23 protein-coding genes are annotated in these 21,313 nt (G+C 41.9%); 11 read left to right on the top strand and 12 right to left on the bottom strand.

Going from position 1 to position 21,313, the window contains the following annotated elements; translation table 11 throughout:
* Positions 1-97: 97 nt before the first annotated feature.
* A complete protein-coding gene (gene rph / locus ACKTT2_RS43325) occupies positions 98-853 on the bottom strand; it encodes a ribonuclease PH (protein WP_407898272.1) in 756 nt (251 codons plus the stop codon).
* 183 nt (positions 854-1,036) lie between these two features.
* Positions 1,037-1,591, bottom strand: a complete 555-nt coding sequence (locus ACKTT2_RS43330; protein WP_407898274.1) for an adenylate kinase family protein — start codon at positions 1,589-1,591, stop codon at positions 1,037-1,039.
* A 358-nt stretch (positions 1,592-1,949) separates the two neighbouring features.
* Here ACKTT2_RS43330 and ACKTT2_RS43335 point away from each other — a divergent pair, with 358 nt between their 5' ends.
* Complete coding sequence (locus ACKTT2_RS43335; RefSeq protein ID WP_407898276.1) at positions 1,950-2,480, top strand: P-loop NTPase family protein; 531 nt, start codon at positions 1,950-1,952, stop codon at positions 2,478-2,480.
* Positions 2,481-3,064: 584 nt separating this feature from the next.
* Here ACKTT2_RS43335 and ACKTT2_RS43340 read toward each other — a convergent pair.
* From ACKTT2_RS43340 to ACKTT2_RS43360, 5 genes are all read right to left on the bottom strand, one after another.
* Positions 3,065-3,667, bottom strand: a complete 603-nt coding sequence (locus ACKTT2_RS43340) for a deoxycytidylate deaminase (RefSeq protein ID WP_407898278.1) — start codon at positions 3,665-3,667, stop codon at positions 3,065-3,067.
* Between the two features lie 93 nt (positions 3,668-3,760).
* Entirely contained in the window at positions 3,761-4,219 is a 459-nt protein-coding gene (locus tag ACKTT2_RS43345) for an XRE family transcriptional regulator (RefSeq protein ID WP_407898280.1), read from the bottom strand.
* Positions 4,220-4,299: 80 nt separating this feature from the next.
* Positions 4,300-4,878: a hypothetical protein gene (locus tag ACKTT2_RS43350; protein ID WP_407898282.1), complete on the bottom strand. Its 579-nt coding sequence runs from the start codon at positions 4,876-4,878 to the stop codon at positions 4,300-4,302.
* 42 nt (positions 4,879-4,920) lie between these two features.
* On the bottom strand, positions 4,921-5,106 hold the full coding sequence (locus tag ACKTT2_RS43355; protein WP_407898284.1) for a hypothetical protein: 186 nt from the start codon (positions 5,104-5,106) through the stop codon (positions 4,921-4,923).
* A gap of 206 nt (positions 5,107-5,312) precedes the next feature.
* On the bottom strand, positions 5,313-6,800 hold the full coding sequence (locus tag ACKTT2_RS43360) for a thymidylate synthase (RefSeq protein WP_407898286.1): 1,488 nt from the start codon (positions 6,798-6,800) through the stop codon (positions 5,313-5,315).
* Between the two features lie 296 nt (positions 6,801-7,096).
* Between ACKTT2_RS43360 and ACKTT2_RS43365 the strand changes: the two genes are divergently transcribed.
* Both ACKTT2_RS43365 and ACKTT2_RS43370 read left to right on the top strand, forming a co-directional pair.
* On the top strand, positions 7,097-7,312 hold the full coding sequence (locus ACKTT2_RS43365; RefSeq protein WP_407898288.1) for a CAB/ELIP/HLIP family chlorophyll-binding protein: 216 nt from the start codon (positions 7,097-7,099) through the stop codon (positions 7,310-7,312).
* Between the two features lie 138 nt (positions 7,313-7,450).
* On the top strand, positions 7,451-7,891 hold the full coding sequence (locus ACKTT2_RS43370; RefSeq protein WP_407898290.1) for a YidH family protein: 441 nt from the start codon (positions 7,451-7,453) through the stop codon (positions 7,889-7,891).
* A 45-nt stretch (positions 7,892-7,936) separates the two neighbouring features.
* Here ACKTT2_RS43370 and mutL read toward each other — a convergent pair whose 3' ends face one another.
* Entirely contained in the window at positions 7,937-9,619 is a 1,683-nt protein-coding gene (mutL, locus tag ACKTT2_RS43375) for a DNA mismatch repair endonuclease MutL (RefSeq protein ID WP_407898358.1), read from the bottom strand.
* A 393-nt stretch (positions 9,620-10,012) separates the two neighbouring features.
* A complete protein-coding gene (locus tag ACKTT2_RS43380) occupies positions 10,013-11,047 on the bottom strand; it encodes an adenosine deaminase (protein WP_407898292.1) in 1,035 nt (344 codons plus the stop codon).
* A 349-nt stretch (positions 11,048-11,396) separates the two neighbouring features.
* Between ACKTT2_RS43380 and ACKTT2_RS43385 the strand changes: the two genes are divergently transcribed.
* The 6 genes from ACKTT2_RS43385 to ACKTT2_RS43410 all read left to right on the top strand — a co-directional run bounded on the left by ACKTT2_RS43385 (position 11,397) and on the right by ACKTT2_RS43410 (position 16,666).
* A complete protein-coding gene (locus ACKTT2_RS43385; protein ID WP_407898294.1) occupies positions 11,397-12,740 on the top strand; it encodes an adenylosuccinate synthase in 1,344 nt (447 codons plus the stop codon).
* 74 nt (positions 12,741-12,814) lie between these two features.
* Complete coding sequence (locus ACKTT2_RS43390) at positions 12,815-13,405, top strand: 50S ribosomal protein L25/general stress protein Ctc (RefSeq protein WP_407898296.1); 591 nt, start codon at positions 12,815-12,817, stop codon at positions 13,403-13,405.
* Positions 13,406-13,518: 113 nt separating this feature from the next.
* Positions 13,519-15,066: a bifunctional aminoglycoside phosphotransferase/ATP-binding protein gene (locus ACKTT2_RS43395; RefSeq protein WP_407898298.1), complete on the top strand. Its 1,548-nt coding sequence runs from the start codon at positions 13,519-13,521 to the stop codon at positions 15,064-15,066.
* 9 nt (positions 15,067-15,075) lie between these two features.
* Positions 15,076-15,570 carry a hypothetical protein gene (locus ACKTT2_RS43400; protein WP_407898300.1) on the top strand — a complete coding sequence of 165 codons (495 nt, stop codon included), beginning with the start codon at positions 15,076-15,078 and terminating at the stop codon, positions 15,568-15,570.
* Positions 15,571-15,649: 79 nt separating this feature from the next.
* Positions 15,650-16,438 carry a YdcF family protein gene (locus ACKTT2_RS43405; protein WP_407898302.1) on the top strand — a complete coding sequence of 263 codons (789 nt, stop codon included), beginning with the start codon at positions 15,650-15,652 and terminating at the stop codon, positions 16,436-16,438.
* A gap of 3 nt (positions 16,439-16,441) precedes the next feature.
* The gene (locus tag ACKTT2_RS43410; RefSeq protein WP_407898304.1) at positions 16,442-16,666 is read left to right on the top strand and encodes a hypothetical protein; all 225 of its coding nucleotides are present in this window, start codon (positions 16,442-16,444) and stop codon (positions 16,664-16,666) included.
* Between the two features lie 6 nt (positions 16,667-16,672).
* Here ACKTT2_RS43410 and ACKTT2_RS43415 read toward each other — a convergent pair whose 3' ends face one another.
* From ACKTT2_RS43415 to ACKTT2_RS43425, 3 genes are all read right to left on the bottom strand, one after another.
* Positions 16,673-16,945: a ferredoxin-thioredoxin reductase variable chain gene (locus tag ACKTT2_RS43415; protein WP_407898360.1), complete on the bottom strand. Its 273-nt coding sequence runs from the start codon at positions 16,943-16,945 to the stop codon at positions 16,673-16,675.
* A gap of 138 nt (positions 16,946-17,083) precedes the next feature.
* Positions 17,084-17,215 carry a hypothetical protein gene (locus tag ACKTT2_RS43420; protein ID WP_407898306.1) on the bottom strand — a complete coding sequence of 44 codons (132 nt, stop codon included), beginning with the start codon at positions 17,213-17,215 and terminating at the stop codon, positions 17,084-17,086.
* Positions 17,216-17,342: 127 nt separating this feature from the next.
* Positions 17,343-19,277, bottom strand: coding sequence for a PP2C family protein-serine/threonine phosphatase (locus ACKTT2_RS43425; RefSeq protein WP_407898308.1), 1,935 nt, complete (start codon positions 19,275-19,277; stop codon positions 17,343-17,345).
* A gap of 480 nt (positions 19,278-19,757) precedes the next feature.
* Here ACKTT2_RS43425 and ACKTT2_RS43430 point away from each other — a divergent pair, with 480 nt between their 5' ends.
* Entirely contained in the window at positions 19,758-20,192 is a 435-nt protein-coding gene (locus tag ACKTT2_RS43430; protein ID WP_407898311.1) for an NfeD family protein, read from the top strand.
* Between the two features lie 99 nt (positions 20,193-20,291).
* The gene (locus ACKTT2_RS43435) at positions 20,292-21,284 is read left to right on the top strand and encodes an SPFH domain-containing protein (RefSeq protein ID WP_407898313.1); all 993 of its coding nucleotides are present in this window, start codon (positions 20,292-20,294) and stop codon (positions 21,282-21,284) included.
* The last annotated feature ends 29 nt before the right edge of the window (positions 21,285-21,313 follow it).

Genomic DNA, 21,313 nt, shown 5'->3' on the forward strand with positions numbered 1-21,313 from the left:
AACTTTTAATATCAGGTTAGGAATTTTGGATTGAGATATGATTTATTCTCATTGGTCACTGGTCACTGGTCACTGGTCACTGGTCACTGGTCACTGGTCACTGGTCACTGGTCACTGATTGATAGATTTCCTTCCAATCAACAATCGCTTGCTGTTGCAAAATTAACAGTTGTTGAATTCCTTTTTCGGCAAAATTTAGAAGTTCTCCGAGTTGTTGGCGACTAAAACTACCTTCTTCAGCCGTTCCTTGGATTTCAATAATTCCTAAGTTTTGATTCATCACTACATTGAAATCGACTCCAGCCGCTACATCTTCTGTATAATCTAAATCTAAAAATGGTTCTTCTTTTAGCAATCCTACTGAAACTGCTGCCACCTGCCCAATCAAAGGCGATCGCTCGATCGCTCCCTGGTGCAATAACTTAGAGATTGCGTTTGCTAAAGCAACAAATCCCCCTGTAATGGCTGTTGTTCTCGTGCCTGCATCTGCCTGCAATACGTCTGCATCTACAGTCAGCGTTAGTTCTCCTAAAGCTTCTAAATCTAGTGCCGCTCGCAAGCTACGTCCAATCAAGCGTTGAATTTCTTGTGTCCTTCCAGACAATTTCATAAATTCCCGTTCTTGTCGCTGATGAGTTGCTGAAGGTAGCATTCGATACTCAGCAGTCAGCCAACCTTTACCCGTACCTTCGAGAAATCTTGGAACTCCTTTAGTAACGCTGACGGTACAAAGTACGTGAGTTTCTCCAAATTTTGTCAGCACGGAGCCAGATGCATAACGGGTAAAACCTTGCTGGAAGCTAATAGGACGTAGTTGGTGGGGTTGCCGACCGTCTGGACGCTGCCAAGCCATTGGGATTGCCTCGGAATTTTTATATACGATACAGCCTACTAAAATTTCACTCTCATACTTTAAGTATTTTTAAAGATAACGAATCAGTGAGCAGTAACCAGTGAGCAGTGAGCAGTGACCAGTGACCAGTGAGCAGTAACCAGTGACCAGTGACCAATGACCAGTGACTAGTGACCAATTTTATCAGGGTTTACAAAGGAGAGAAACAATGTTGTGCTGTACCATCTCTGGTAACTGATCGCCGTTAATGGTTAACAATCGACGGCGACGATCGTAATACTCCAAGATAGGAACGGTGCGATCGTAGAACAATTCTACGCGATTCTGTACGATTTCCGATAAATCGTCTGGAACAGAACGCCCCACTGAACGATTCACCATAACTGCTTGCGATACTTGGAGATAAATCGCCCAGTCTACTTTTTGCCCCAAACCATCCAGTAAAAAATCTAGCTCTTCTGCTTGAAAAGCTGTGCGGGGATAACCTTCCAATACCCAGCCATCTGCTACATCGGGTTGTTTCAGTCGCTCACCGATGAATTCAATCATCATTTCATCTGGAACAAGCTCCCCCAAGTCAACATAGGGATGAGCAAAACGACTCTTATCTGTTACGCTAGCGATCGCAGAGCGCAAAATCTCACCCACAGAAACTAAAGGAACCTCAAAATGTTTACTCAGCCTGTGTGCTTGAGTACTTTTCCCCGATCCCGATCCTCCTAAAATCACTAATCTCACAACTGTTAGCTCCTTTTATATGTCACATTTATAACTTGTCTTATCTGTATCCTTTCAACGGACGGCAAATAGCATACTTGTTGAAATTCGTAAATTTTCAAAAAATGACGGCAATGCCCCCTACTGAATTAACTTGTTTTGCTAGTTCTATGTTTTATTTTTTACAACTTCTTGCTCAATGAAAGCAAGAAGTTTAATATCGAGAACTCTTGACTAAAGCACAAACCTGGTGGTTGACTAAGAATGCAACTAACGCTAAACATTACATATCGTAAAAACAGATAAATTATACAAGTAGACCTGCCAAAAGTTATTTCAGCAACAAATTTTATTTCTGTATTAGATAACACAAATTATTATGATTGCTCAGCTAGAAACTTCCAGCGAAAATACAACTCTTGACTTACAGCATTCTATGAAAGGGCTAGTACAAGTTTTTACAAGCCCTAACCGTAACTTTTTTACCAATGTTATGGCTCAAGCATTGAGAATAGCAGGTCAGGGTACGCCAGTGTTAGTTGTACAATTTCTTAAGGGTGGTATTCATCAAGGACACGAGCACCCCATGCGCTTAGGGCAAAAATTAGACTGGATACGTTGCGATATACCTCGCTATATTGATACACCAGAGTTAAATGAAAGCGAAGCGCAATCTTTACAAAAGTTGTGGCAACATACACAAAAGCTTGTCTTTGAAGATAAGTATTCTCTCGTAATCTTAGATGAACTCAGCTTAGCCATTCACTTTGACTTAATTCCTGAAACAGAAGTTTTGACCTTTTTGGCAAATCGTCCATCGCACATTGATATTATTTTTACTGGAGCAGAAATGCCCCAGTCGATTCTGGACATAGCAGATCAGATTACGGAGATTCGACGCACTCATTAGTCATAAAAATGTAGATGGGTTTGAAAAGCAACCACAAGAAACTTTCAATTAATTGAAAAGTTAAGAAAATTTTCAAACTACTTTCCTTCTAAAGCAAAGGAATCGGGAATAAATTGATGAAGGCTCTACTTTAGAGCCTATCTTCTCAGTTCTTAAGCTAGTCTTAAGCCATTGGTGACAAGTTAAGGTTGTCAATCATTTGTCAATAAGTAATAGTGCTTAAAATATAGCAGCAAAAAATCGATGTCGGAAACACTATTTTTAAGAGGATGTTTTAAAAGTGATAACTGAGGTATCCAATATTCACGCTCCCCCTAAATCACCCTTAAAAAGGGGGACTTTTGGAGTATTTTCCCCCCTTTTGAAGGGGGGATCTTGATACAATAGTAGACTTTACAAACATCCTCTAAGCTAGCGATCGCGTCATGTTTAAATGCATCGTTCATCCTTACCCCAAAAACTTGGTATAAGGCTTAATTTGATACGTTACTAGAATGGATGAGTTACACCGTAATTACTATTGACAAAAGTAATTTTGTCTTAACTTGTCACGAATGGTCTTAAGCTAGAAAAATTTTTTTACCTTATCCTCTCTCTGTTTTGCAATCTACAACGGAAACCGTTTCTGTTTCTATGGTTCTAGCAACAGATGTTGGGTTAAGTAGGAATTGAGCAGCTTTTTGTGCCGTTATTTCGGATAAATGAATCTGTGTGAGTACCACTAAAGTCTCGTTGACAAAAGAATCTCTCACCAAAGCTTTATCTCCACCATTAAAAGAAGTTTCATAAAAAACTTCTTTAATACCTGCGGAGATAATTAACTTCAAGCAAGACAAACAGGGTTCTAAGGTGACATAAATACTGGCTCCATCTGTAGGAATACCATGCTTGGCTGCTTGTGCTATTGCATTAGCTTCTGCGTGTACAGCTCTTGATGGTAATGTTTGACTGGCATCACAACTGCTCAAGCCTCGATAGCAGTATCCTTGAGATGTACAATGAACAGAACCTGATGGAGGTCCATTATAACCTGTAGCTAAAACTTGCTTATTTTTTACAATGACAGCACCTACAGGAAAAGCGAGGCATGTTGAGCGAGTCGCAGCAAGTTTTGCCAGCATCAGAAAATACTCATCCCACGTTGGTCTTTTATATAAGTCAGTAGTGGGTGGAATAGGGTTCATCATCGTTGGTTTAATTGCTTAAAATTTTACTATCCTATCAATGTGATATTAAAATATCTCTACACTTGCCCCAGCTATCAACACAAGAATTTATTTTCAAGTGTTTTTAGAAGCAACTGACATATCCATATCTATTTTCCACTTTACCAAAACCTGGTTTAATTTTCTCAAAACATCCTCACGATCGTAAAATTGAATTTCAGCGATGACTGTAGGAATACCACGAGGAAATCTTGATATTTGCTTGCTTTCTTCATACAAAATAATTATAGGAATTTTATTAACTTCTGCATAAGCTAACTCCATACCAACGCCAACCGATGGAAAACCAAGATACGCAATTACTAGATCTGATAAACTAATTTCGTACTTATCTTTTTTAAAAACGTCATATGGGCTAATATCAGGGTGGTTTATTGGGTCTGTATGTAAATGAGGAATATATGCTTGAAGACCTAGTTTTTGACAAAGCAATCCTATTTCTTCGTAAAGTTCTTGACATCTTTTTAAATTATCGACATTAGTCAAAGCACCTGATACATAAACATTATACATTTTGATTATCCCCAATTTGTCCTAATAAAAAAAAGAATCTTCTACTGAAAAGCTTAAATTGTGGAGTAAGTTCATCTTACTTACTTTTCTAAAAAATTTTTTGGAGAATTTTGAGAAGGTTTAGTATCAGCTTTGTTGAAAGCTTGAATTCCTGTAAAAACTGCTGATAAGATAGCCGCTATTGTAGCTATTGCAGTCCATCTTGCCGATACATCTGAACCCAGAAAAGTCAGTAATGTATTGTGTACTCCTCTTTTTATTCTTTTGTATTCACTTGAATCTACCATTAATTTTCTGAGCATATCGGTATGACCAGACATCCAAGCATTTTCTTTTTGATTAAAGAAATCATGAATTTCATTAGTGTTAGACATTCCACGAATAATATCAAGTCTGGCAGATTTATCAATATTGCTATTACTTGAAGCTTTAGAACTTAGTTTTTCAATAGCTAAATAAGCAATTGGTTGATTAATGTCTCTAACGTTAATTCGCATTTCTCGATGTGAGACATTATGAAGGGCTATACAAAGAACTCCTGACCAACAAGGATTAACTCGTGTTCCAATATGTCCTATTCCTTGTGAGACTACCTCAACTCTAGAATAAAGTGGACCTCGAAAGTTTCCACTAAGGTATATAGCTTCATCTGTCCACACTAAAGCAGTGTCTCTGGAAGGTATGCAGAAAAACTTCTGCTCCTAAGCCGGGTTTTCTTTTTTTGATTCTGTTTGAACAGTCAAACGTTTCTGCTGTCCAATAGCATAAGCGTACTCGCTGGCGGTTAGGCATAAGTCACAAGCCTTGATACTGTCTGGCTTGAGAGGATGAAAAAGTATACCTCTACCAAGTTCTCTAATAAGGTCTTTGTCACTTAAAACTGACATCTAATACTCCTTAATTCAAAAATATTATATTTTGTAAAGTTAATTAGGTTAGCCAAACAACCATACTTACTTGAAAGATAAATATGATACATAATTATAAATATATAATTTTCTATAATAGTGATTTGAATCACAAAGGAGTGATGGAGTGGTCAATATACACTCCAATTGGCAATTTCAATCTAAACACTAACTTTTACGTAAAATCACTTATCCTGAATATAAACATTGCCATTTTTAATACATTCACTTGCTTTTTGTAGCTCAATTCCCAAGTATCCTATGTGCTCAGCCTGAATTGCTGGAGAACTTGAGCAAATTTGCCTAATTAACCAAAGTGGATTTTTGCTACGGTAATGTTTCACTGTCTCTCCACTACCAATGGTGGTTTGGACAACAACTATCTCTTCATTATCTACTTCAATGAGAAAATTTCCTGAGGGATCGGCATAGTCTCGTCCATTACAAATGGCAGTATATTGCTTAGCAATCAGTCTTTCAGCATTATCCCAAGTGTCATCATATATATGAGCAGACTGACTGATAGTAATCAGTGGTCCCATTTTAAGACTATAGTTAGAACGATTAGTAATTTCATCTTTAATATGTTGCTGTAGTGCTCTCAATCCCATTGCATTTGCTGGCCACGCTGCAAACATATCATTACTCCTGAGAGTGGCAGTTAGCGATATTTCGTTGTCAACGATTCTTAACCAAATATGATTCAGGCATGGACTACCACCTCGATCGTGATCCTTAACATCCCATAAGTTCATGACACCACTAGCAGCATCAATTTCTCCTATTAGCTTACATATCACTTGTTCAATTTGATCGCGTCCAAACCAAGAGCGTAAGCGTTGTCCATATGTATACTTCACACCTTCTCGGTAAGGTACATCATCTAAAATTTGGGATACATATTCTTCGATAAAGGGACGATCGACAGGTAAGAAATTCGGTTCGGGAAAATAAAAGTTTGGAGGCTCATCTGTCACAATCGCCATCAAATCAATTAATTCTTGCCATTGCCCGTCATAACCAGTAGGTCGAATTGTTCCAGTTGTCTTAATACGATGAATAATTTTTACCCAAGTTTCCGCTATCGTTTTTCCTTCAATTCGATGACCATAGCGGGGTCCAGGTAAAAGGCTAGTTACTACAGCCGACATGGGAAATTCTAGAGGACATCCCCAAGGTTCCATTGCTCCTCTTTGAGCACAGGACTTGACATAAGATACAGCTTCCGGAATAGAGACGGCGTACAGACATTCTACAGACTGTCGCAACTTTTGTAATGCGATCGCATCGACTTCGCGATCGATATATCCGGGATAGGAAGAATTTACAACCCAGCATTGTCGCCCAGTATCGCTTAAACCTCGTTCAAAGCCATGATGGAAGAAATCTAGCAGGCATTGACTCGCCCCCGCATTCTTATCTTCCTTAGTCGCATTTAACACTACTAGGTAACGAACGTGAGGGTTAAATAGTAAATTGCGAACCAGTAAGTTCAGCCCCCGTGTAGGTGAGTACAGTTGTCCGATAACTGCATATTCTTGTGGGAGCAAATGCTTTGCAAGAGTTGCTTTGACTGTCCACCCTGTAATGACTGCTGTTTGTCCTTGCCCGTAAATCAACTGATTGGGCTTGTACAGTGCTTTGTATTCAAAATGAAATGTGCTTACTGTCACGTTATCACTTATACTCAATCTGTTTACGAGGCAGAGCCTCTAGGAATGTATTCCTAACCAGAGGCTAGGAACGAGGAGTACTGAATGAGGGGGTCACTTCCAAGTGACCAGCTCTTAATCGTACACCACAGAAAAACTTCTTACTAGATCCATAAATTTTTTCATATTTCCTTGTCATAACTAGGTTAAAAGCTTTATTGCCGGTATCTACAACAAAACTTATAACGCTTTACATTCCTTAATCTTTTTGTTACATTTATTTACATAATAGCAATCATTTTATTCAGGACATTTTCATGCAATACAAAGGTGCCATAGTTGACGAAGCAGGTAAAATGAACAATTTTGCCATAGAGCCTAAAGTGTACGTAGATGAGCAAGGCGATCGCACTGGTTTTACTCCCTACGCCGAACTTATCAACGGTCGTTTGGCTATAATTGGCTTCGTGTCTTTAATAGCGTTAGAGGTATTTACAGGTCATGGAATCTTTGGTTTACTGCAAAGCCTGTAAAAATTGTTTTTACCTCTGGTAACAAAGAGACGTGATGGCATTGCGTCTCTTTGTTGTAGAAGCTACCAGGAGAAACAGTTCTCAAGGTACAAAATGCGATATGTTCTCTTGTGGGACGAGAGGACATCAGTGTTAACTATGAGTAAAACATCTAACATAGATCGCCAAAGGGAGCATCAAGCCAATGAGCGAACATTTTTAGCTTGGCTACGCACTTCAATCGCACTAATTGGCTTTGGTTTTGCTCTTGCTCGATTTGGACTTTTTTTACGCCAACTGAGCTCTACTCTAACTCAACAAGAATCCGTACCGCATCCAGTGTTTAACTCGGAGAATTTGGGTGTTTCTTTAGTCATCTTTGGTATCGTGACCATTGCGTTAGCAGCATGGCGGTACAATCAAGTTTTCTGGCAGATTGAACGAGGAGATTATCAACCGAAACGCTTCACTGTTTGGCTCATGACTGGATTTGTCATATTTTTTGGATTACTGAGTCTACCTATGCTCTTCGTTCGCGATAGATTTTTTACCAATCCTTCAAAAATTCCCATTCAACCTCAGTCACGCAATTGGCGCTAATAATTTCCAAAAAATACCTTAATGCCTCAGCGTCTACGAAATTTTTCAAATCCCGTGACTTTTGCCAATCACCCAATTACGGCGGAAGAAACGGGCTAAAGCAGGCTCTTCTAAAGATAGGCAAATTGGGCGTCCGTGAGGACAGGTGCGCGGATTGCGGGTACGTTGCCATTGCTCTAATATTGTTTGCATTTCCGGCTGAGTCAAGGATGTACCGTTACGAATAGCGCTACGACAAGCAACAGCTACTTGGGCTATTTGTAAATCTCCGCCTAAACTGAGTTCTAATATCGCTTCTGCACAATCGTCTCGCTGATGTAAGAGTGCGGGGACAGTCCGAATTGCCCAAAGCTGTTCGCCAAAAGTTTCTATGTCCAAACCAATATTTTCTAGTTGCGCTACTTGGGTAGGAGACAGTTGATAGAGGATAATAGGTGGTTCGACTGGAACAATTTGCCAGTTATCGCAAAGTTGCTCGTATAAAATGCGTTCGTGAGCAATATGCTGTTCCACTAACCACAAGCCACCAGGATATTCTGCCACGATATAGGTGTTATTAACTTGAGCAACAGCTTTTATATTGTAGGGAGTGGGGGATTTTTCTGTAGAGTCAGACGGATTGAAGTTATAGGCGGCTTTTTCTTCTGCTGCTTTGAGTAATTGACTGACGCGAGTTGTGTGGGCTGATTCTCCAATAGATGTGGAGTTAAGGCGGAGTGCTTTCTCAATGGCTTGGGCAATTTGCTCTTGCCAATGATTGAGGTGATTGAGATAAATTTCTGATTTTGCTGGATTGCGGTTCCAGTTGACTTGTTCGGGGGGAATCAATAAATGTAAAAAACAAACAGGATAGCGATCGCGTGGTAACGTTCTATGAAATCCTGTTAGAATCGTTTGCTCTAACTCTGGCGATTTTACCATCCGTTTGTTGATTGCCACTTTCACCCAATCTGGACGACGGCGGTGACAGCGGTCTGGTAATCCTATGACTAGTGAGAGTAGGGAGTCGGGAGTAGGAAGTAACGATTGGTCTGGGTTTGGAATTTCTAGTTTTAATTCGTGAAGATCGGGCTCTTTAATTTGATTGACAATTTGGGACAACAGTTGAGCAACTGCTAACGAGGGATAAATGGAAAACCATTCACGATCGTTCTGACAAACTTGCCAAGTGACATGGGGATGACACAGGGCTATTTGTTGAATCGTTGCTTGCACTGCTTTCATTTGCTGTGCTATTGATGGCATTCCCTCACGACGAGACGACCAATTTTCAAAAAGGTTAGAAACTGTTACAACCGTACCAGGAGCGATCGCTGCTGCTTCTATATGTCGTGCTTCTCCTCCATAGCCATAAACAATTCGCCAACCCCCATCTCCACAATGAGGACGGCTCAATATCTCTAAATCTGCCAATGTCGTCAAACTATGAAGAGCTTCTCCACGAAAACCCAAGCTCGATATTTTCCACAGATCGGCACATTGCCGAATTTTACTAGTACTGTGGGCAGTTGCCGCACGTTGTAGGTCATCTAAAGACATTCCACAGCCATTATCTGCAACGCGGACGCGCCATTGCTGAGGCCATAGAGAAAGCACAATTCTCGTCGCACCCGCATCTAAGGAATTTTCTACTAATTCCCGCACGACAGAAGCTAAGGAGTCTATAACTTCCCCGGCTGTAATTAGATGTACAACTTCTGTTGGTAAAGCTTGAATACATAGCATAATGTATCAGTATAAAATACAAGCGTACATTTTTAATTAATTTAGAAGCGGTGGGGAGTTAGTCAACTTTGGGACTGCCTCTAGTCTAGGAGTTGAGGCAGAGCCTCAATCAATTCATTCCTAGGCAGAGCCTGGGAACGAGAACGTGGGAACGGGGAACGAGAAACTGGGGACTAGGGCACGAGAAAAGGAGAAAAATACAATAAATATGTATAAATTGTAAAAAAAGTCGAGAAAAATCTGATTTTTGATAAATTGTAAATTGATAAGGCTGCGGGCGGTGCTACAGAAGAAGTTTAATTTAGTTAGTGGTTAGTTGTTAACCAGTGACCAGTGACTAGTGACCAGGGACCAGTAACCAGTGACCAGTGACCACTAACCACTAACTACTAACTACTAACCACTAACTACTAACTCTTGATGATTTAACAACCCATTTAATAGAGAAGCCGGACGCTGAGTGTGAGGCCAAGCAAAGGCATGGCGAAAAGCTGCATCCTGACAAGCCTGTAGTTGTTTAAAGTTGATAATGTCGTAAGTTAACAGGTTTTCATACTCAAAAGGTAGGCGCACGTTATGCAATCCAGCGTTGTCAGTACAAATCGCAATGTCTACCCCAGCTTCAAAACAAAGGTCAAACACGCGCTTGAGTTGACTGATATCTTGTAAAGTGCCAGTTTTTACATAAGTTGTAGGACAAACTTCCAAACACTGACCCCGCCTTGCCAAATCTTTAAGTAACTCTGGATACAACAAAGGAATTTGAATTCCATGACCGATCCGCATCAAATAGGGTAAAAGATGGGGGTAACAACCTGCTGTAGTTTCGTAAAGGTGACCTGTGGTATTAAGATTGAGCGATCGCGCTAACTCATAAAGCCTAACCCATTCGTCCAAACGCTCCGCATAGTGACTATCTCCCCCAGCCACATCTATCCCACAAACATATTGTCGATTTTGTGCTGCTAGCTCAACAATTGCTTTGTTGACTTCAAAAGGTAGGCGAGAGTGCATGCAAAGAATTTGGCTATTAACAATGGGATATTCTGAAAGTTGGCTAGCTTTGCCCACAACTTCCACAATTTCCGCCATCTTGTCTATTCTTTCAGCTTGACTCAGATGCTCTGGTGTTCTTAAATAAGGCGTGTAACGCAATTCTAGATAAGCAAGATTTTCAAAGATATAAGCGCCTCGAAGCAGACGATAAATAAAGTAAGGTAAAGTTTCGACCGTTTGGACGCTTTCTACAAGAGTATGCAACTCCAGATATTCATCTAAAGTATTGCGAGGGCGCGTGTAAAATTCTTCAAACTCAGAGTAATGAGAAAAGCGAGAAATTAACTCTGATGAATGACGCTCGAAATAACGCCACAAAACACGCGGTACAACCGAACCGCCCAAATGCCTATGTAACTCAGCATAGAGAGCCATGATGGTAGCCTTTTCCCTTAAAATTTTAATTATTATTAACAGTAACAAATAAACCCAAAAATGAAGTATGAATGATAAAGGAAAAAATGTAATTATTTATACTTAATGATGAACGATGCCGACCAACATCAAACGGTGGGGATTGCCCACCCTACTGCTGGTCACTGGTCACTGGTCACTGAATTTATTGGTTGACAAAGCTGACCAACATCAAACGGTGGGCATTGCCCACCCTACTAGCTGGTCACTGGTCACTGGTCACTGGTCACTGAATTTATTGGTTGACAAAATAAAGCTAATCTGGTAATAATAGTTATTTGTGGAAACTTTAGCTCTCTAAAATAATCACTTGGCTAACGTCATTGTTATAGGTGCCCAGTGGGGCGATGAAGGAAAAGGAAAAATAACCGACTTACTCAGCCGCTCCGCAGATGTTGTTATACGTTACCAAGGGGGTGTCAATGCTGGACACACGATTGTAGTGAAGGATCAAACCTTCAAACTGCACTTGATTCCCTCTGGTATATTGTATCCAGATACCGAGTGCGCGATCGGCTGTGGAACAGTCATAGATCCACAGGTTTTGATAGAAGAACTCGACCAACTTGCCAAAGTTGGTGTTTCTACTCAAAATCTGCTAATTTCTGAGACAGCCCATGTTACGATGCCCTACCATCGTATGCTCGATCTGGCATCGGAGGATCGTCGGGGAAGCCATAAAATTGGCACAACCGGACGCGGAATCGGTCCGACTTATGCGGATAAATCCGAACGTACAGGAATTAGGGTTCTAGATCTTATGGACCCAGAAGGGCTGCGCGAGCAATTGGAATGGACGATTAATTACAAGAACGTCATTCTAGAAAAAATTTACAATCTCCCGCCTTTAGACCCCAAACAAGTCATTGAGGAGTATCTGGGGTATGCGGAACGTTTGCGACCCTATGTTGTTGATACTTCCTTAAAAATATACGACGCAATTCGACGGCGGCGCAATATTTTGTTTGAAGGAGCGCAAGGTACACTTCTTGACCTGGATCACGGAACATATCCTTATGTCACGTCCTCCAATCCAGTTGCGGGCGGAGCTTGTATTGGTACGGGGCTAGGACCAACAATGATAGACCGAGTTATTGGAGTGGCTAAAGCGTACACAACGCGAGTGGGAGAAGGACCATTCCCCACAGAAATACATGGGGAAATGGGAGAATTGTTATGCGATCGCGGTGCAGAATTTGGTACAACAACTGGTCGCAAGCGGCGTTGTGGTTGGTTTGATGCTGTGATTGGTCGCTATGCAGTGCGAATCAATGGTATGGACTGTTTGGCAATCACCAAATTAGATGTCCTAGATGAAGTCGAGGAAATCAAAGTTTGTGTTGCTTACGAGATAGATGGAGAACGCAGCGAAGACTTCCCCACAAGCGCCCGTAAGTTTGCTAGATGTTGTCCTATTTACAAAACCATGCCGGGATGGCGTACAACAACAACTCACTGTCGTTCTTTAGAAGATTTGCCAAGAGAAGCACTAGATTATTTGAAATTCTTGGCAGAGTTGATGGAAGTTCCAATCGCGATTGTCTCCTTAGGAGCAAGCCGAGACCAAACTATCATTGTGGAAGACCCCATCCACGGACCAAAGCGTGCTTTGTTGAACTCTGAAGGCACACCATCCTCGTTACTGAGTGCATAGAATGGCTCGTTTGTCATTTACTACCAATGACAAATGACAACTAACAAATGACAAATGACAATTAACACTTTATTATGGAACTTACAATTGAATGTCAAAAGCGACCAGATGGAAGCAAGCCAAATGCTTTACGCCGTTCTGGTAAAATACCTGCCAACTTATACGGTCATCAAGGTACTGAGTCAGTCGCACTTGTTCTAGATGCTAAAGTTGCAGAACGCCTTCTCACCAAAGCTTCTATTAATAACTCCATAGTTGACCTTAACATAACTGATATTCCTTGGCGTGGGAAAACTCTGTTGCGGGAAGTTCAATCTCATCCAGCAAAGGGTACGCTCTATCATCTCAGCTTTTTTGCCGTTGCAGGTCATGGCGATACTGATGTAGAAGTCCGCCTGCATCTTGTGGGAGAACCAGTTGGGGTGAAGAGAGACGGTGGTGTATTAGACGTACATATTACCAACTTGTCACTGCGTTGCTCTCCAGAAAGTATCCCTGAAGCAATTGATATTGATATTTCTAACTTAGAAGTTGGTGATAGCGTGCAGGTAGACCAAATTTCTTTGCCAGCAGGTACGAAGTATATGGGCGAATCCGGTCAATCGGTTCTAACAATTTTGCCTCCACAAATCACTGCTGAGTCGGTAACGGAATCGGAAGGTTAAACGAGACCCGATCTGTTAAAGTTTGCTATAGTAACCGTGGAAACCAGGGGTATAACCTCTGGTTTTTTGGTATCGTAAAACTTTTTAGGCACTGAAGGCACACCAGAGAAGAGATGACAGAAATTTCTATTCCTCCTTTAATTCAGCAGATGCTGGAATCTGGGTTTTATCCTCATGAGGTAAGCGAACCCGTTCAATTGGTTCAAACCCATATTTCTTACGTATTGCTAACTGGTAAATATGCTTACAAGGTGAAGAAACCACTCAATTTTGGTTTTTTGGATTATTCCACACTGGAGAAGCGGCGACATTTTTCTTATGAAGAGTTGCGACTAAATCAGAGAGGGGCTGCAGAACTGTATTTGGAGGTGTTGCCAATTGCTTTAGTGGATGGGCAATATCAGTTGGGTGAATCGGGAGAACCTGTAGAATATGTTCTGAAGATGCTCCAATTCCCTAATGATACTTTGCTAAGTCAGCTGTTTAAACAGGGTCGGCTTGATGAGGAACTTGTGGAAAAGTTGGGACGGGTTGTCGCTGAGTATCATGCTAACAAAACCGTAACTAATGATTATATCCGCTCCTTTGGTGAAGTCGAGCCAGTTCGTGCGGCGTTTGATGAGAACTACCAACAAACTGAAAAGTATATTGGTGGTCCCCAAACACGAGAACAGTTTGAGGAAACAAAGCAATACACGGATAATTTTTTTTCGACCTGTGGCGAACTGTTTAAGAATAGAATTAAAAGCTCGCGCATTCGCGAATGTCACGGTGACTTGCACTTAGGTAATATTTGTTTGTGGCAAGACAAATTGTGGCTGTTTGACTGTATTGAGTTTAACGAACCGTTTCGCTTTGTTGATGTGATGTATGACGTTGCTTTTGGCGTCATGGATTTGGAAGCTCAGCAACGTTTGGATTTAAGCAATGCTTATCTCAATACCTATCTTGAAATAACAGGGGATTGGGAAGGCTTACAAGTTTTACCCATATATTTAAGCCGTCAATCTTACGTCCGCGCTAAGGTAACTTCGTTTTTGTTAGACGATCCCAGCGTCTCTTCATCAGTTAAGGAAGAGGTGACAAAAACAGCAGCTACTTACTACAAACTAGCAAGCGAATATACAAAACCCCGTCAAGGACAACTGATACTGATGTCTGGGGTGTCGGGTTCTGGTAAATCTACCACAGCAAAGTATTTAGCTCGTCACCTAGGTGCAATTCACCTTCGTTCGGATGCGGTACGGAAACATTTAGCTGGTATTCCATTATTTGAACGTGGTGGAGACGAGATTTATTCAGCCGAAATGACTCAGAAAACCTATGCACGGCTGATAGAATTAGGGATTTTACTGGCAAAACAAAGTTATACAGTCATCTTAGATGCGAAGTACGACCGACAGCAGTTCCGAGAAGATGCCATTACTCAAGCCCAAATGAACCAAATCCCGATACAGATTATCCAATGTACGGCACCACAAGAAGTTCTGCAAAAACGACTAACAGAACGTACAGGTGATATTACCGATGCAACCGTAGATCTGTTAGAATCACAACTGCAACAAGCCGAACCATTTACTGAAAAAGAGCAACCTCTTGTAAAGATTTTGGACACCATCCAACCACTAGAGGCACAATTAAAAGAAATTATTCACGGATAGCTTCCTCTTATGGCACCACCAAAGTTAAGCTTCTCTGGAAACTTTATTACTCAAACTCTGTTTGGGTTATTTTTAACACTCGTATTTTTAATGACAGGGTATCCATCATCCTTAAGTGTTTTCTTAGGCGTACTTGGTGGTATTGCCATAGGATGGTTGACAACATCACAGAAAACAGGTCCTAAGCAACCAGACATAGGTGTCTCTGAAGGCATTGATGCTGGTCTAAAATACTGGTTATTTTTCTTACTTGGCTTTGTCTTCGCAGGCTACAATCCTCCTATGGGTATCTTACTCGGTGCAATCGCTGGAATAGGTGGCGGATGGATTATTGCTTGGTGGGAAACCAAAGAAGATACAAGAACTCAGCTACAAACTGATGATGCGGAAGAAGCAGAAGCCGTTCTTCCCGATGACAAACCTGCTAGGCGACAAGTCAGAAAAATGACCCGTAAGTTCCGCCGCCGTCCAAGTGGAGGCATTAAGCTCCCTTGGCAAAGGTAGTTGTTGGGGACTCGGTAATCCCAATTGCTAGTCCCCAATTCCCAATCGCTAGTCAGCTATATCCATACATTGCAAGCTGATGTTCCTATATCTCTCCAAATTACTACCGCTATTCTTCTACCCACTAGGGCTAGCCAGTTTATGTATGCTGGTAGCGTTGGTAATGTTGTGGAAGCGACCCCGCGTAGCCGCTTTTTTTATTATGCTGTCGCTAATGGTGTTGTTAGTCAGTAGTAATAGTTGGGTGGCTCGAACTGTTGTACGTTCTCTGGAATGGCAAAATATTCCGGGTGGCGTTCCTAATGCAGAAGCGATCGTGGTTTTGGGCGGTGCAACGAAATCAACTTTTTATCCCCGACCAACTGTAGATTTAAATGAAGCAGGCGATCGCGTTCTCTACGCCGCTCAACTCTACTTACAAAAAAAAGCACCTGTGATTGTACTGAGTGGCGGTCGTATTGATTGGCGGGGTAGGGGTTCATCTGAGTCGGGAGATATGGCGACAGTCCTTTCTTCCATTGGTATACCAGCAGAAGCTTTGGTACAAGAGCCAGAGTCCTTAAATACCTATCAAAATGCAGTCAATGTGAAAAAAATTCTAGCGGCTCGCGGAATCAATCGTGTATTATTAGTAACGTCGGCAATACATATGCCGCGATCGCTTTTAATTTTCAAGCGTCAAGGGATCGATGTAATTCCTGCGCCTACCGACTTTCTAGTTAGTGAAGGCGAATTACAAGAACTTTCTAGCAGCCCCAAATCAGCCATCTTAAATTTACTCCCTAGTGTGGAGAACTTAGAGATGGTAACGGCTGCTATAAAAGAGTATGTTGGGATTATCGCTTATGGTTTGCGTGGATGGCTTTGATAGATGTATAAAGATTTACCACATATTATTCCGGCTCCTCAACCTGAAGTTGAGGAAACCTTTGCTTCATACCAAACAACGTACCGGTTCTATCAGGAAGTTCAAGCTCGTTCTGAGTTTAAACGCCACTGTGAATGGTATCACATGACAGCAGAACAAAATCGCCAAGAATTAGAAAGAATGCGCGGCGAACTAAATATAATGCGATGGTTTCGTCGCCGCCGCTGAACTGGATTATATTAGCTCTAGTTCATTTTCTCGTAAATGAGCTTTAAATTTTTTACTAAACTGAACGTAGATTGGCAAGTTAGCGCTAACAGGTCTGCCTTGCCATTGGTTGATAATACCAATAACTTCGCCTTCTGAGCCTTTGAGGTCAAAAGCTTTACCGCGATGTTCGGGATTGTGGTAAACGATGACAGATTCTTTAACACGGACGCGATCGCCAATTTTCATACTTTCTTTTACACCTTGCTTCTGTATTTCCACCACTGTCTCCACAGCTATTCCTTACTGAAAATTGCTTTTTTTGAAAAATAGACTGCTTGCAAAATCTGACCTTCGGACTTTTAGTCTGCACGGACAGGCTGTTCGGCGCTTGTAACGTTATCAGACAAACAAAGCCTGCCCGTGCAGGCTTTAATGTTATTGATTATCCCGCAACATCACCTTTTTTCTCCCAAGAAGAGTTGAAGGAGAAGAGTTTTGGGAAATGTAATCCCTAAGTGCTTTAGCAAGAGGTCTAATCCTTCTTATCTTCACTCTACTTTGTTCCATCGGTCAACCTCCTCCTCGTCCCCAATCCCCATTGCCCCTCAACAAGGAGGGGGCCCCGAGTTCCCCAGTCCCCAATCCCCAGTCCCCAGTCCCCAGTCCCCAATCCCCAGTCCCCAGTCCCCAGTCCCTACTCCCCATTACACAATCGCCGGACGTTTGGAGGAAGTTTCTGACAAGCTTGCTGGAATGTTTGAGGACTCAATTTCCACCAAGCAAACAATCCACCACCTGTACCGCCTGCAAGCAAGATAAAGAATCCCAAAATCCATAGCCAACGAAAACGGCGACGCTTTACAGGGACTTTGGCTTTCTTCCCTGGTGTAGGTGGGGCTTGGGTTGTATCTAAATCCAAAAGTGCTTGAGCGCTAGCCGTCAACTCCTGTTCTTCCTCTTGTTCTATTTCTACAGGGAGTAGCGATCGCGTCATAGGTACTAGATAATCTGGAGAGATACGATAAAGTGTCAGCACAACAGACACATTATCATGGGCATTTTTGTGATTTGCCAATTCAATCCATGCTGCAACAGCATCTTCTGGGGAAAGTTCGCCGCGCAACACTGGTAAAGCAAATTCTTGCCAAGAGTGTTCCACCCAGTCATTATCGCTTAAGCCATCCGAGCACAGCAAAAGTATACCGTCTTCTTCCAAAATAAATCGCTGGATTGAGGGACGCAAAAATTCCCCATCTTTTGTGCCCAAAGCTTGGGTAAGAGCTGTAGCATCTGGACGTTCCAGGGCTTTGCGATAAAAACTTCGCCCATAACGAACTTCCCGCCCTGCAACATCATCATCGACTGTCAGCAATTGACAGTAATGATGTGTCATCCAGTAAGCACGGCTATCGCCAACATTTGCTAAGTAAAGCTCATGAGAATTTTGAGACTGCCATCCAGCGAGAGTTTGAACAACCTGTGGTGGTTGGACTGCCATCAAAACAGTCGTACCCATGCGTTGAGTCCCTTCGCGGTTCTGTTCGTTATTGCAATTGCAAATCAAGTTATTTACAATCCGCAAGATAGCTTCCATTTGTTTTTGCAATAAATCTGGCGGGGCGAGTTCTACTTGTTCTGTAACCTCAGCTAGCAAAGCGCGGATTTGTAGCTTTAAAGACTGTACTGCCAATTGGCTTGCCACTTCACCACCTTCATGTCCGCCAATACCATCACAAACAATAGATACATGAGGTAATAAGGGATCGTCTGGATCTACAGAATCAGTGGGGTAACAAGCATCTTCATTCTGAAGCAAGACAGGGGAACCAATACTTGTACTTCCTGATACACGTACCATCAAAGGCAATTCTGCTGTTGATGAGAGTAGTAAAGCATTAAGTTGAGAAGTGACAGTTTCTAAACTTGCTTCCCCACTACACATCTGCTGCACTATCTTTTCTAATTCTTTTGCGACTTGAGTTTTTGCAGTCGCTACCCAAGGTTGCCAACACTCTCCTAATTGTTGTAAAGAGGTATTGTGTACGGATGTAGTGCCTCTGGTTTCTACAAGTTGTACCAATCGGACGCACCAACCTTGAACTCGTATATTATACGGAACAAGCAAACTTCCAGCCACTCTTAGTTCTGAAAGAGGTGTCCATAGTTGGAGAATTTGCCACAGCCAATAAACTTGTCTGACACCTTTTGCCTGTTCCCAAGCATCTTCAATTGTTGGGTAGAGATTTCCAGTTTCATCTATAGGCGCATTTTCTAATAAAAATATATGATTTCCATGTCCTATAGGTAAATAAACTAATCCATAAATTTGAGGCAAATGCAATCGGTGTGGATATAAACGTAAGTATGGAATAATTTCTTCTGGTACGTCTTCTGGTATGTCAGGCGATCGTCCTGGTAAAGTATCTAACCAGATTTGAGGCGTAACCACCTCATATCTATCTGCTACCTTTTCTCCTATTTTAAATTCAGTTGCTGATAGCCCAGTTGCCCAAAGATAGCGGTGAACTATAGGAGTTTGGCAACTCAAACAAATACTATCTCCTACAGAATTCATAGGGTTGCTACAGTCTGGATTTGTGCAATAAATTATTCGTTGAGTAGAAAGCATGAAAATGGTTAGTTGTTAGTTGTTAGTAGGGGCGCGGCGGCCTTGCGCCCGTATATAGTTGGTGGTTAGGGACTTCCTCATAACCAAATTTCTTGTGGTGGGGGCTTCTAGCCCGCCAATTATACATTCTTGTGGTGGGGGCTTCTAGCCCGCCAATCATACAGGACGGGCGAGGACGCCCATCCCACAAGATTGATAATTTATTTTTTGGAAATCCCTTACTACTGTGATTATTCAACATGTTTTAAATTACAACGCTAAAATAAAGTTGAATTGTATACTTATACTTCAGTAGGTAGGCAGAAATAAACAAAACTATATTACAAAATGTAAATCTATTTAAAACCTTTACCAGTGACCACCTGACCAGTAACCAGTGACCAAAGACAACTCAATATTTTCTGGAAACAGCTAACGCATGAATGTATCTAACCATAAGAAATGGGTTGACGGCTCAATGTATTTTTTTAGGATGGCTTTATGCCAAATACTACCGTAATTTGGCTGTTAGCAGGTGCTCTTCTGTGTTTAACGGAACTGTTTTTGCCAACGGCTTTTGTTGCCTTTTTAATGGGTATAAGCGCTTTTGTGGTGGCGCTGTTGTCTCAAGTGGTTTTAAATAAATTATGGCTGCAAGGAGTGGTTTGGCTGTTGCTTTCCACATCTTTAGTCTTACTCAGTCGTCGATTTGTCACGCCGTCACGGCGTAAGCCAAAAATTCAGCAAGCGATTATAGCTGAAACTTTAACTGAAATTCCAGCAGGGAAAGCTGGACGAGTTCTGTATGAGGGCAATTCTTGGCGGGCGCGGTGTGATGATGAAAAACTCAGCTTAGCAGCCAATCAACGAGTTTATGTCACGCGGCGCGAAGGTACGACTCTATACGTGATGCCAGAGAATATATTGCACTCCTAAGAAGGCAGGAGTACGAAGGCAGAGGGCAGTATTGAGAATCTTCCCTTCTGCCATCTGCCCTCTGCCTTTTTTCCAAGGTACTGAATAAATAGGATTACAATGGAACAGTTTTTTTTACTTGTATTTTTAGCTTTAGGCGGTTCTGCCTTAGCAGGTTCTGCAAAAGTCATCAATCAGGGTAATGAAGCCTTAGTAGAACGTTTGGGTAGTTATAACAAAAAGCTAGAACCAGGGCTTAACTTTATCATTCCCTTTGCAGACCGACTGGTTTTTCGCGAAACTATTCGGGAAAAAGTGATAGACATTCCCCCGCAACAGTGTATTACCAGGGACAACGTGTCAATTACCGTTGATGCGGTGGTTTACTGGCGCATTGTTGATATGGAGAAAGCTTACTACAAAGTAGAAAATCTCCGAATGGCAATGGAGAATTTAGTACTCACGCAAATTCGTGCGGAGATGGGTAAATTGGAGCTAGATGAAACTTTTACCGCCCGCGCTCAAATTAATGAAATTTTGTTACATGACTTGGATGTTGCAACCGATCCTTGGGGTGTGAAAGTCACAAGGGTAGAACTGCGAGATATTATTCCTTCTCAAGCAGTCCGAGAATCGATGGAACTACAAATGTCAGCAGAACGTCGCAAACGGGCGGCAATTTTAACTTCTGAGGGAGAACGGGATGCAGCCGTAAACTCTGCTAGAGGTAAAGCCGATGCTCAAGTTTTGGATGCACAAGCCCGTCAAAAGGCAGTTATTTTGCAAGCAGAAGCCGAACAAAAAGCGATCGTTCTTAGGGCGCAAGCGGAAAGACAGCAGCAAGTTCTCAAGTCTCAAGCTATTGCCGAATCTGCAGAAATTATTGCCCAAAAAATCAAAACAGATCCCAACGTTCATCAAGCGTTGGAAGTTCTGTTTGCCTTGGGTTATTTGGATATGGGTGCAACAATTGGCAAGAGTGATAGCAGCAAGGTCATGTTTATCGACCCGCGCACTATCCCTGCAACCTTAGAAGGTATCCGCTCAATTGTTGCAGATGGTAACACCTCAAATCCCTTATTGGGGTTGGAAATGCCTCCAACTAAGGGATAGGCGATTGGGGAACTCGGGATCCCCTCTGG

The organism is Scytonema hankhaensis NUACC26, assembly GCF_045865695.1.
Lineage (GTDB): Bacteria > Cyanobacteriota > Cyanobacteriia > Cyanobacteriales > Nostocaceae > Scytonema.